The 13,023-nt window shown below is 40.4% G+C and carries 11 protein-coding genes and 1 pseudogene; all 12 read right to left on the minus strand.

Features of this window, described 5'->3' with window-relative positions; genetic code table 11:
• Positions 1-123: 123 nt before the first annotated feature.
• Positions 124-1,455 carry an alpha-glucosidase/alpha-galactosidase gene (gene melA / locus M2369_RS12455; protein WP_007499268.1) on the minus strand — a complete coding sequence of 444 codons (1,332 nt, stop codon included), beginning with the start codon at positions 1,453-1,455 and terminating at the stop codon, positions 124-126.
• A gap of 31 nt (positions 1,456-1,486) precedes the next feature.
• Entirely contained in the window at positions 1,487-2,317 is an 831-nt protein-coding gene (locus M2369_RS12460) for a carbohydrate ABC transporter permease (protein ID WP_007499267.1), read from the minus strand.
• Entirely contained in the window at positions 2,317-3,249 is a 933-nt protein-coding gene (locus M2369_RS12465) for a carbohydrate ABC transporter permease (protein WP_041092754.1), read from the minus strand. The genes M2369_RS12460 and M2369_RS12465 overlap by 1 nt, the downstream gene beginning before the upstream one ends.
• A gap of 30 nt (positions 3,250-3,279) precedes the next feature.
• Positions 3,280-4,536: an ABC transporter substrate-binding protein gene (locus M2369_RS12470; protein ID WP_178896715.1), complete on the minus strand. Its 1,257-nt coding sequence runs from the start codon at positions 4,534-4,536 to the stop codon at positions 3,280-3,282.
• A gap of 217 nt (positions 4,537-4,753) precedes the next feature.
• Positions 4,754-5,794 (minus strand): LacI family DNA-binding transcriptional regulator, encoded by a 1,041-nt coding sequence (locus M2369_RS12475; protein WP_024719056.1) that lies wholly within the window; start codon positions 5,792-5,794, stop codon positions 4,754-4,756.
• Between the two features lie 183 nt (positions 5,795-5,977).
• A complete protein-coding gene (alsE, locus tag M2369_RS12480; protein ID WP_008343724.1) occupies positions 5,978-6,670 on the minus strand; it encodes a D-allulose 6-phosphate 3-epimerase in 693 nt (230 codons plus the stop codon).
• 17 nt (positions 6,671-6,687) lie between these two features.
• Positions 6,688-7,950: a PTS ascorbate transporter subunit IIC gene (locus M2369_RS12485; RefSeq protein ID WP_259254439.1), complete on the minus strand. Its 1,263-nt coding sequence runs from the start codon at positions 7,948-7,950 to the stop codon at positions 6,688-6,690.
• 26 nt (positions 7,951-7,976) lie between these two features.
• Positions 7,977-8,243, minus strand: a complete 267-nt coding sequence (locus tag M2369_RS12490; RefSeq protein WP_017359544.1) for a PTS sugar transporter subunit IIB — start codon at positions 8,241-8,243, stop codon at positions 7,977-7,979.
• A gap of 15 nt (positions 8,244-8,258) precedes the next feature.
• Positions 8,259-10,331, minus strand: coding sequence for a BglG family transcription antiterminator (locus M2369_RS12495; protein WP_259254614.1), 2,073 nt, complete (start codon positions 10,329-10,331; stop codon positions 8,259-8,261).
• Between the two features lie 551 nt (positions 10,332-10,882).
• Positions 10,883-11,422: pseudogene (locus M2369_RS12500) on the minus strand (XkdF-like putative serine protease domain-containing protein); the annotation flags it as partial.
• 39 nt (positions 11,423-11,461) lie between these two features.
• Positions 11,462-12,100, minus strand: a complete 639-nt coding sequence (locus M2369_RS12505) for a hypothetical protein (RefSeq protein WP_243825343.1) — start codon at positions 12,098-12,100, stop codon at positions 11,462-11,464.
• A gap of 111 nt (positions 12,101-12,211) precedes the next feature.
• Complete coding sequence (locus M2369_RS12510) at positions 12,212-12,976, minus strand: TRADD-N-associated membrane domain-containing protein (protein ID WP_259254443.1); 765 nt, start codon at positions 12,974-12,976, stop codon at positions 12,212-12,214.
• Between the last annotated feature and the right edge of the window lie 47 nt (positions 12,977-13,023).

Raw genomic sequence — 13,023 nt, forward strand, 5'->3', positions numbered from 1 at the left:
TTGGTTAACTGTTGGTTAACTTTAGAAAAATCATAATATTAAAAACGCTTCCAGTCAATGATCAGTTTGTTGATCTAAAAAAACCTGATGCCAGGTGCATCAGGCTAAGACTGTTTATGTTAGTTATTTAGAAGAAATTGCGTATTGACTCGGCTCTGTATAAGCCGGGAGCATCTCCCCGTGTGCTTCAATTAATTCATTACATAGTTTGATGGTGTCATCAATTGATAATTCAGCACTTGTATGCGGGTCTAATAATGCCGCTTGGTAAATGTGTTCTTTTTTGCCGCTGATTGCAGCTTCAATCGTCATGAGCTGTGAGCTGATATTGGTCCGGTTGAGTCCAGCCAATTGTTCAGGTATCTCTCCGATATAACATGGCATGATACCGCTCCGGTCTGCAACACATGGCACTTCGACACAGGCTTTTTCAGGAAGATTGTGAATGAGTCCACCTGTGTTCAGTACATTTCCACCAAATTTAAAGGGAACGTTCGTTTCAATCGCTTCAATGATACGTGAACCATATTCTTTAGAGCGCGTATGCGTGATCTGTGTGTTTCCCACAAGGTCATGTTTCATCGTATTCCAATTGTTGATTTGTTCCTCGCAGCGTCTTGGGTATTCATCGAGCGGAATGTTAAACTGTCCAATCAGTTCTGGATAACGAGATTTGATAAAATACGGATGATATTCTGCATTGTGCTCTGAGGATTCGGTGACATAGTAGCCGAATTTATCCATTAGTTCAAAACGAACCATATCTGGATGCCGCGTTTTTTGTTTTTCTTTTGCTCTTGCTTTGATTTCTGGATACAAGTCTTGACCGTCCCGTTTTACTTCTAATAACCATGCCATGTGATTAATGCCGGCAATTTTTTCTTCAATGCCTTCATGGTCCATTTCAAGTGATTGAAATAAATCTTTCGTACACACCTGTACGCTATGGCAAAGACCAACCGTTTGAACCCGAGTATAACGCAGCATAGCGCCAGTCAGTGTGGCCATTGGATTCGTGTAATTTAATAATAAGGCGTGTGGACACACCTCTTCCATATCCTTTGCGAAGTCCAGCATCACGGGAATGGTTCGAAGTGAACGGAAAATGCCGCCGATGCCAACTGTATCCGCAATCGTTTGTCTTAATCCATATTTTTTTGGAATCTCAAAATCAATGACAGTGCTTGGCTGATAGCCTCCCACCTGGATGGCATTGATGACATATTTCGCATTCTTTAAGGCTTCTTTCCGGTTGTGATACGACTGAATAGTCACATGTGCACCGTAGTTCTCTTTTAAGTGACGCAGCATCGTTTCTGATTCTTTCAGCCGGTTGTGGTCGATATCATATAACGCAAATTCAAAGCCGGCAAGTGCGGGAACGAACAGACAATCTCCTAATATATTTTTAGCAAACACGGTACTTCCTGCACCGATAAATGTAATTTTAGACATAGACGACACTCCTTTTTACATCAAGGTTGGATTACCCTTTAACAGAGCCTTGAGACAGCCCTGCGATAAAGTATTTTTGCAAAAGTAAAAACATCGTGACCATTGGCAGCATCGCAATAAGAGCAGCGGCGCCAACTAGCTGGAGCTGGTGTTGATTTTGACCAAAGAAATTGGATAAGGCGACTGTAAGTGTATGCATCTCTTTATCTTGCAAGAAGAAGATGGCAAATTGATAGTCGTTCCAAATATACACACAGGCAATGATTAAAACAGAAGCGGTAATCGGCTTCAGCAGCGGAAAAACGACGGTGAAAAAGACTCTAAGTGTTCCCGCGCCATCAATACGAGCGGCTTCTTCAAGCTCCTTGGGAATCGTCGACCGGATAAAACCGGCATATAGAAAAATCGTCAGTGGTAAAAAAGCAGCAACATTGTTTAAAATAGCGATTTGATAAGTATTCATCATGCCAATTTGTACAACCATTTTGTATAGCGGGACAAGGGCGGTGAGCGGCGGTATGACCATAATGGCAATGAATAAGAGATAGACCGCTTGATTCAGCTTTGTTCCTCTTCTTGCGAGTGGATAGGCGGCAAGTGATCCAAAGATGATGAGTAGGGCAGCGGAGCTGAACGTAATGATCACTGTATTCAAAAAGGACTGGCCAAGCTGAGCATCTGTCCATGCCATCAGAAAGTTTTCAAAATGAAGCGTTGATGGGAACAGCCATTTTGAGCTAAAATCTCCTATCCCCTTTAGAGAGGTCGTGACTAAAATATAAAATGGAATCAGGTGCAGCAATGTAATCAAAAGGGCGAGTAAGGAGTACCATCTTTTCTTTCGTTTATAGGCGTTATCCATCACACCTCGGTCTCCTTTCGTTTGAAATAAATGAGCGCTGCGACACTAACGACAAGGATGATAACAGCCATGAAAACACCTTGCGTCGCTGCATAGCCTGCATCCTGTCGTTTGAAATACAAATCGTACATAAAAGTCGACATCGATTGCGAGGAATCTCCGGGTCCTCCGCCAGTGAGCGCGACAATGACATCAAATAATTTAAGTCCACCGATGACATTGAGCACAACATTGATGGTAATAGATGGCATTAAAAGCGGTAATGTGATGCGCCAAAATTGCTGAAGACCTGAAGCTCCGTCGAGTTGTGCTGCTTCATAATAATCTTTAGGAATGCTTTGGAGTCCTGCTAAATAAATGATCATGGCAATCCCGACGAATTGATACGTATTCACAAACACAATGATCCAAGTGTTTAGCTGCGGATTACCAAGTGCGTTCATTGGATCAAATCCAAAAAGGGTAACAACGTCGTTTAAAGCACCACCTTGGTACGCAAAGACAAAATACCAAATATAGCCCATGGCAATCGGGCTGATCATGACGGGTAAATAGATCACCGTTCTTGTGATGGCTCTCATTTTTAAACTTTGATTTAATAAGAGTGCATATCCAAGACCAATCATATTTTGTAAGATGGTGCTCCCGATGCCGTAAAGAAGGGTATTTTTCACAACAAGCCATGTGGTTGGATCTTGCAGTAGCCGTTTGTATTGATCAAGTCCGATCCACTTATACTGTTGTGAGAAACCGTTCCAATTTGTAAAAGAAAGCTGAATCCCGTTAAAAAAGGGATAAATGATAAAGGCACTGACAACGAGAACAGCAGGCAGATACATCCACCAAAGTGAAGAATTTTGGCTATTTTTCATCTTCTGTTTTGGAAAAGAGGTAAATGTCGCCGCCTGTTTTTCTTTTGTGATGTCACTCATTGGCTTCACTCCTGTTTCAGCATGAGCCTGCTATTGTTTTTTCAGGCGCTTATATTCCTCTTCCATTTTCTTCGATAGTTGTTCCGGTGTGATGGAGCCTGCTAATAATTCTTGACCGGTCGTTGCCATGACAGCCCACATGCCGCTCGGTAAGTATTTCCGATCAAAATATGGTTCAATCTTAATATCTTCATATTGCTCGTAAAATGTAGAGTAATAGTTTTTGGCTTTGACTTCTTTTAAAGCCGTTTCAGAGGAAGTGCCCTCTGCGATTTTTTTTGCGTTTTCAGGCTTTGCTAAAAAGTCAATGAATTGTTGTGCTTCTTTTAGATGCTTTGAGTCTTTCCATGCCGCAACAGTAAAGCGTTCCCCGCCAATCCAGCTTTGCTCATCTCCTTCATGAATCGCTGGTACGGGCATGGTGCCTACTTTGATCGATTGATTGAGTTCAGTCGCCTCAGGTCCTAAAGATCCTCCCACAAAGGTGAAAGCGATTTTGTTTTGTGCCATTAGCTCAGGTGCTTGAGATAGTTTCGCCGTGAGTACATCTTTGTTTAAAAGGTCTTGATCTTTCAGCTCCTTCATAAACTGTGCAAGCGGTGTATATTGAGACCAATCAAATGATCCATTTTCAAGGTCTTTTCCGTATTGATGTTTTTGATCGGTAATGAGTAAAGGCGTTGCCAGCTCATCAAAGACTTGGGCAATATTTGAATTATCGCCTCCTGGAATCCAGAGCGGCACAACGTCTCCTTTACTTTTTTCTTTGACAGTCTGTAAAGCAGTTCTCAGTTCATCCAGTGTTTTAGGAACTTTTATGCCATATTCTTTTAATAGATTGGCATTAAAACTAAGTCCGTCTTTTGCTTGATTCAGCGGATAGGCATAGACTTTGCCATCTTTGTCTTTTAAAATTTGATCGAGTGAAGGATCGAGTTGTTTTACCCAGTCCATCTCCTTTAGATCAGCCACGTATTCGCTATATCGCAGCTTGGCCCAGCCGTGTGTATCAAATAGGTCTGGCATGTCGTTTGCGCCCATTTTGACGCGTATCATATCTTCATAGCTGTTGCCAGGGAAGTTGGCATCAATTCGGATGTTTTGATGTTCTTTTTCAAAGTCACGGATCACTTCTTCAAATGCTTTTCTCTCCCCGCTGTTGCTCATTGTAGAGAATAGAGTCAAGGTCACTTTTCCGTTTGCTTCAGACGCACCGTTATTGCCACAAGCAGACAAGATTATCGACAAAACTAGAGCTACACACAGCATCAAATTTTTTTTATTCATCGTTTCCTCCTTTTGATCACTGAAAATTCAGACGATTATAGGTAGAATTCATGCAGTTGCGGAAACAAAAGAAGTCCATTATACTGGAATTCTATTCTTTTCAAAGAGATAAGAGAGCAATTGGGTAAACTGCGTTGTTTTCAGCATGATCTGGCCATCATGCTCAGCAGCTCCCTTCCTGCTTTTTTGTCTCTTTTTTGTTTACTGAAATGCTTATTCACCCCCTTTCATGGATTGGGCATGTGCTGCCTCTTTGCATGAGCTTTGTTGGCACGACGACTTTTAGAGGAAGCTTTCTGCCTTCTATCCGCTCAAGCAAAAGCTTTAGACCTACTTCCCCCATTTCTTCTGTATATACTTTGACCGTTGTGAGCGGCGGGCTTGAAAAGGAAGCGGCTTCGATATCATTAAACCCCACGATTGAGACATCTTGAGGTACACGAAGACCGGCTTCATGTAGCGCACGCATAGCGCCTATTGCCATAGAGTCACTTCCGATAAAAAAGGCTTCTGGAAGCTTTCCTTTCTGTATGGCTTTTTGCATAAGCGAGTAGCCTTCTTGCATCGAATATTCGCCTATGTGGATGTCATTCATATGAAGAGTTCCCGCTTCTTGCATTCTTTTGATAAAAGTTGTTTGTCTTTCGTCCTCAATCACAGCATTTCCTTCGAAATAATGCTCCCTCTCTTTCCCGCCAATATAGCCTAGATGTGTGTAGCCGAGAGATTGCAGATGACGAATGGCACGATCTGCCGCCCTGACAAAATCCACATGTACACAATCATACAAATCTTCATCCGCATAATGATTGATAAAAACGATATGTTCCATTCGGTTTGTCATCTTTTCAACCGTATCAGGGCTGATTCGTCCAATGACAATCAAACCGTCAATATCCTTTAGTATCGCCCCTTTGTCCATGTTTCTTAGGCGAAAGGTATGGAGAGTAGACAGACCTTGTTTGGCATATTCTTTTTCAATTCCTTTTCGAATCGATGAAAAAAAAGGATCATTTAATTCTTCGTCAATGGATTGGGCGACAACGACACCGATGACTGGGGATGCGGGTGGGCTTTTAACTTCTGCTTGATCGGCTTTTCTTGCTCTGACTGGGGTATAGTTTAATTTCTTAGCTATGTCGAGGATGTTTTGTCTTGTTGCGTGTGAAACGGCAAGCGTTTGGTCGCCATTTAACACACGGGATACAGTAGAGACGGATACTTTTGCATCATGAGCAATATCTTTGAGTGTAGTCATAGGCAAACTCCTCATCATTTTTGACTAAATGTTTACTAAAGATATTTGAAGAATAACACATAAATAAAGCGCTTTCAATTATAAATTTGTGCTTTTATGAAGTTTTTGAGTATGTTTTGATAAGGAGATAGTTTGTTTAGTAAAATTGCGTAAAAAAGAGGATGGGCTTCATCCTCTTTTTTACTAAGGTGATTTCATTGTGGCTGTTTCTTTTGCGAACAATTGCTTCATTATTTCCCATGCTTTATCTAATTCTTCGTGAAGTCCAAATAAACCTGAGGTGCCGATGATGTAAATTTCATTTCCTGCCTCAGCAAGCAACCGGAACGTGCTTTCATTACAAGAGCCGTCTACCTCAATTGAAAATGAGTATCCCCCCTTCTCTTTGATTTCTTTCACCTCTTTCATTTTCGGAAGCATTTCTTTGATAAAAGGCTGACCCGCAAACCCTGGATCAATTGTCATGATCGTCACCCGGTCTATTAAATGAATAAAAGCATCTAATGCTGCAACTGGTGTGGCGGGATTGAGAACAAAGCCGACCTCACACTTTCTTTCGTGGATATGCCGAATGATTCGAAAAACGTCTTTTTGCACCACTTCTGGATGTAAACAAATCATCGTTGCGCCTGCATCAATACATGCATCAATTAAAAATTCCTGAGGCTGTTCGGCCATTAGATGAACATCAATCGGAACGTCTGTCAGTTTCCGAAGTTGTTCAATGAAAAAGGGTGATAAGGTCATATTTTTTACATAATGACCATCCATGACGTCGACATGATAACGGTCTGCCCTTGTGTTCAGAAGCTGAATTTGTTCACGGAAGTGCGTTAAATCCATGCACATCAATGAAGGTGAGAAAATAGCTGTCATCCTGAAATGCCTCCTTTTTAAAGATGGAATAAAAATTTGATCAATCCAATCAAGATTCCGATGATACCGAAGTCTGTATCGCCAAATGTTGTCCCTTCAAAGCCAAGAGTGCCTAACACAGGAAGTAAACAAGCTGGTAAAAATGAAAGGAGTATTCCATTCACAAAGGAACCGGCGACTGCACCTCTCACTCCCCCTGTTGCATTGCCATATACGCCCGCTGTCGCACCGCAGAAAAAGTGTGGCACAAGTCCAGGAACAATGACAATTAAACCAAACAAAGGAAGAAGGAAAATAGACACGATGCCTCCAGCAAAACTGCATAAAAAACCGATGATCACCGCATTTGGAGCAAATGGGAAAACAGTTGGCGCATCAAGTGCCGGCTTTGCCCCTTTAACGAAACGATCGGCAATCCCTTTGAAAGCAGGCACAATTTCCCCGATTGCCATCCGTACACCTGCTAAAATAATGTACACCCCAGCAGCAAAGGTAATGGCCTGAATGAGAATGAAGACAGCAAAATTCGTACCACCACTAATGTTTTCTATGAATGAAATTCCCGCAAACGGTGCAATCGCAAAGAAAAGCAAAGCCATCGTAATGGAGATGGCCACCGATGTATCTCTTAGAAAACCGAGTGATTTAGGCACTTGAATGGTTTCCGTTGATTTCTCTGGGCGCCCGACCCATTTGCCGATCATTCCCGCTGTAAAATAGCCGAACGTACTGAAATGACCGAGTGCCAGATCATCACTTCCAGTGACTTTCCTTGTAAACGGCTGAAGGATTGCGGGAGCAATGACCATCGCTGCACCTAATACGATTGAACCAGTGGTGATCAGCAGCGTTCCTTGCATGCCGGCTGTTGACAGAACGACTGCAAGCATAGCCGCCATATATAGCGTATGATGCCCAGTTAAAAAGACGTATTTAAAGGGTGTGAATTTTGCCAAAAGCAAATTGACCACCATACCAAAAATCATAATGAGCGCTGTCTGTGTACCGAATTCCTTTTGGGCAATGGCCGCCATGGCATCTGTATTTGGGACAACCCCTTGAATGTGAAAGGCTGCTTCAAACATCTTCCTGAAAACCCCAAGTGAATCAGATACGACTGTGGCGCCCGCTCCTAATATTAAAAAACCCATTGTTGTTTTTAAGGTGCCTGATACAGTATCGGCAGCTGACTTTTTCTGCAAAAGTAAACCAGCCAGTGCAAACAAACCGATGAGAATTGCGGGTGTGCCCAATATATCGTTCATGATCAGTTCTATCATGATGTGAATCCCCCTTTTTCCGTCGATTATATGTGTTTACGAAGGACGTCTTTAATGGCTTCCTGGTCTAACAAGTTATTTAATCCAGCGACCTTTCTTGTGCCGTCATCCAGCTGATCGATAATGTCTGTTGCTCCGATATAGAGGTCTGCTTGTTCATTTTTGCTTGTACTGAGATCGGTGTGATCCACTTCCGCTAAAAGTCCTAATTCTTCTAAAGCCTTTTTGACATTCATTTCAACAATAAAGCTGCTTCCTAAACCGTTTCCGCATACAACTAGAATTTTTTTCATTCTCTTTTTCCTCCTTTATACTTGTGAAAATTGATTGATTAGTTGTTGGATGGTTGCTAATTCCTCTGCTTCAATCAATTGTCTCACCCGTTTTTCTTCACTTAACAGCATCGTCAGCTGTTTGAGTGCTTTCAGGTGGGTCATACTGTCAATGGCAGCTAATACAATGATGAGCCGAACTTGCTTTTTTCCATCCTTTGAAAAGAAAACGGGCTGATGACATGACATAAGTGACATGCTTAATTTGTTCACGCCATCCTCTGGCCTGGCATGCGGAATCGCCACTTGTGGCGCAATCACAATATAAGGGCCATTTTGATGAACAGACTGGATCATCGCTTTCACATAACTTTCCTGAATCGCTTGTTGATCAAGCAAAGGCTGCGCTGCTTTTGTAATGGCCTCCTGCCATGTGTCTGCTGTTTGCTGGAGCTGAATGGTTTCTTCTGTTAATAAATCGTTTAACACTGGTTTCCACCCTTTCTGGTGTGATACATATGTGGAATGAAGCAGCTCCTTCAAGTCATGAAGCAATGCTTTTTCATTTTGAACGATGGTATGCTGCTGAATGATATTGAATAAAGCATTCACATGTTGCTCATCAAGCTTAGGTTCTGAGCCTTCTCCATATTGAAGCAATGTTTTTTTCTCATAAGCAGTGAGAATAGGGTGAACGAGATGAACAGGTTTTCCTTTAAACGAAATAGGTGTCGTTGATACAACAAAGTCGACATCAATGGATGTTAATTCTTCATATGAACGTTTTGATAACAGTCCGCGTATGTCGATGTAGCCGATTAATTCAAGAAGCTGCGTTTTCAGCATGTGACTTGTGCCAATTCCTTCTCCACAAACAATGTAAACAGAACGTTTCGCAATCGACGAAATCCCTTCTCTTCTCATCCAGCCGCCAAAATGCATCGCCACATAGGCAATTTCATGATCGCTCATCTTTGAACAGGTCGCCTTCTCTAAATGGCAAGCAACCTTTTGCGTGATGTCAAACACCTCTGGCTGTGCATGTTTCATGGAATCTGTTAATTCATTGATGATATCAATGTGATAGATGAGCCTATAATAGGCAGGAATTAAATGCATGGTTAAGTTTTGTTCCAAGACTTCTACTTCCTGGAAGGAAATACACGCATAACGCTGAAAGTCAATGATCATTTGTCTCGCAATGGTTCGAATGAGATGTTCTTCTGGTTTTTGACTTGATGGAAGTTTTTGTTTTTTGGCACTGAGCCATAGCGTACTAAGAAAATAGATTTCATCATCATGAACCAAAAGACTGGTTTCTTTTTGAATTTGCGCCATGAAACGAATAGCAGCCAAGCATTCATCTGTTTCCTGCAGTGTTCGTTTTTCTTCTGTTGAAATGTGTACAGCACGTCCTAGCTTCATCCGTTTAAAGTAGAAAAAGAGATCCATAGACAGCTGATCCAGCATGTCATCTGCAAACTCAAGCTTCAGATCTTGTTCGGACTGTTGAAGGAGAGCATGTATTCTCTTATATGAGATAGGACCCTTTAACCAAACCGATGGAAATGTTTTTTCATTTTTTATCATGTTGCGAATGAAATGAATATGAGGTTTCAGTGCCAACCGAATTGTTCTTTCTTCTCCTGAAATTAAATAGCCACTGGCCGCCTGATAATGAAGTGTAAGCTGCTGTTTTGAAAGTGCTTCTTTTAGTTGTTTCATATCTTCAAGCAGTGTATTGCGGCTTACCTTCGTCATCTCCATAAAATCATCAATTTTTAGATGCTTCTCACTGCATGCAATGGATAGGAGCAAGATGGCACGTCTTTCTTTTACACATGGTTCATAGTCATGACCGACTAGAACGGTGTCAGCTTTTTCAATAATGACTTCTTTCTCGTGTGGATTTAAATAGTAGCCTCGTTGATCTTTTCGCTGGACGCCACTAAGCTGATGGGTTTCCAGCCAACTATTCATTCGCTTAATTTCAGCGTAGACAGTTCGAGTAGAGACATTCAGTCGATTCTGTAAATCTTCAATTGATAGATAAGTGGTCGTGTGAAGCAACATCGATAATAAAGTCGTGCCCCTCTTGGTTAAGTGCAGTTGGAATCCCTCCCTTCTTCCCTTTGGTTATAAGTCTAATCAACTTGCATGCGCCAAAGAAGTCCAAATGTCTTCAGTAAGTATTGTGCAGCTTTTGGGTGCTTCTTTTGCCTTAAGAAATAGCACACTCAAGCGAGTGTGCTTTGAGATTTGTATAAAAAGAACCCTTTTTCTGCTTTTAATTGCCTTGCTATGTGATCAGCTTCCGAATGCCCCATTGAGCAATTTCAACCGCCTCTTGACTCAACAGATTGTCGATAGCTGCTCTCTGGCATTTTTCAATTCAGTTAAGTTAGCAGCTGAAAACTTTCTACCTGCTTTTGCGACTTCTTCAGGTGGATCAGTTTGGATCACCGCTAAGTCATCAGTAAGCAAAATCTCTTGTGTGATTTCCACAAAATCTTGCAGTGCTGACCTAACCTTGTTAGGATCAGTCTCCAAGTCTTCATCGTCGTAAGAATCCCATTTATACAAAACGGAATTCAGTGCATCTTGTGCCGCCCAAAACTCACGACGCATGCGGCCTTTGTCGTACCTGTTCTTCACTTCTCCTTTTGATAAAAAGAAGTTTTTGAGCAAAGAAAAAAGCCCCTTCTCATCAGAAGCTGGCTTGTGATCCTCTTGTTTTCCTATGTCTGCTGTTCCGGCCATTGAATATCCAGTGATCTCACCCTTTTGAATCTGTTCCCAAATTTCATCAGAGGCTTTTGTCACAAGTACCCAAGATCCTTTTTGAATCAGCTCCCCGCCCATTTCAAAGTCAGACGGAGCAATGTACGATTCAACGACTTCCCCGACACCGCCTTGGAAATCATGCTGCTTGTCGATCTCACGTGCATCCTTCAGGAACCCATGAGCGGCTTTTTCAATTTCTTCTGGTGTCATATAGTCTCCATGTGCATCTGCTACGTTTGGTTCATAAACAATACCATACACAAGACGCTGCGCATCATCAGCTTTTGCAATGACCTTGATCTCTTTTTGAAAGTCATTTTCTTTTTCTGACTTAACGAAAAAAACTGCTTTTGGTTAGCAGCTTTGTCTACGTATGAAACGTGTGTGATTTTTGCGTTTATCAATTCGCGTGGCATTTCATTCACCTCCTTTCAAAAGAAAAAACTGTCTTTCAATCAGACAGTTCCTTCACCACTATTATAATACTCTCCACTGATTTCTTTTAGGGACTTAATTAATTTAAATACTATTGATAAATACCTAATAGCATCATCAGAATCAAGAGATACTGCATCTGGGTTTTTAACAAGATCATTCCTTAAATGCCAAGACCCGAGAATGCTATTTGCCATCGGAGTTGATATATAGTTATTAAGAAGAAGATATTTGACTATCTGCGGTATATCATCCATTGTCTCCTTGTTTAACCTAACTAGTGCATATCTTAGTTCCTTCTCGAGTTCTAACCAAGCTGAATAAGCAGCTTGCTCAGGCGATTTTTTTGCCAAATCCTCATAAATTTTATATTCGATTTCATGTTCATCAGTTTCAGCTTCGGTATCATGTTCATTCATGTTATATAGATTTTCTTCATTATTTTGACTGGTTTTGATTTCTTTACTTACTTGTTCAAGATTAATTAAATCTTCCTTAAACTCAACTTGTACAATATCTTTATATTTAAAGCTCAACAAGCCACCAACTTTATTAAGAATACCGCTTAATGGCTCTTTAAAAATAATAATCACTATAACCCAAACTAAAGGCCAAACCATAGAATCTATAATCTTAGAAAAGAATTCCAACCAATTCATAAATTCCCCTCACTCCCAAAGTAATGCAGAATTCACACTATTAAAACCCCATATTTATAAGTGTTTATCTCTTCTCAAAAAACATTTCTAATAATTTATACTAATCCCGTATTATTCAATTTTGCCCTCCGTGGATTTATCATTGCTTATATTTAAAGCTAGGTTTGCCAAAGTTTCTTGTCTTTTGTGTTCATCACTTATTTGAGAGATTAGAAAGTTGCTGAAATAAAAATGATGTGTATTAACAATTCTATTATGAAACTGAGTTAAAGATTTAATCGAATTGGTGTGCATTTTCAAGTAAATAGCTCCAATAAAATTAGAGAGTATTCCTGCAAGTGTACCGGTTGCAGCTACTATTATTTTGTTTTGTGAATCACCTAATATATTACTTGATATTAAATACATTGTTATTCCTAAAAATATAAAACCTAAAACAATACAACAAATCCCAACCCAAAACACAAAAGAGTTTTGCCTTAGATTAAGATCATAATATCTTTTCAATTGTAAATCATGTTGTTTGAATAGGATCTCACTCCTATTTATCGTGGGATCATCACTCTGTAACAAGTCAATTTCCATATCAATATCATGCATCATTGTGATGAATCGTTGATTTGGTATTATATATGGTATTACAATCAGGGCGATACCTGCTAAAGAACAAATTAAGATCATCACATTACTAGCTTCCGTTCTAATAAATGAGAAAAAAACTAAACTAAAAACTATATAGCATAATCCACCTAAAAGAAACACAGCTTTCTTAAATTTTTCCCTAAGTTTTAATGAGGTCTTTTCTCTCTCAAGGCGGTTAATATCGGGTTTTGTATCATTACTCATTGTGTCTCCAGAATTTATTGGATTATCCATTTTAATAACCTCTTTATTTTTAATATAAAATAAAGATATCACAAAAA

Source organism: Bacillus sp. JUb11, assembly GCF_024807925.1.
In the GTDB taxonomy this organism is placed as follows: domain Bacteria; phylum Bacillota; class Bacilli; order Bacillales; family Bacillaceae; genus Bacillus; species Bacillus altitudinis.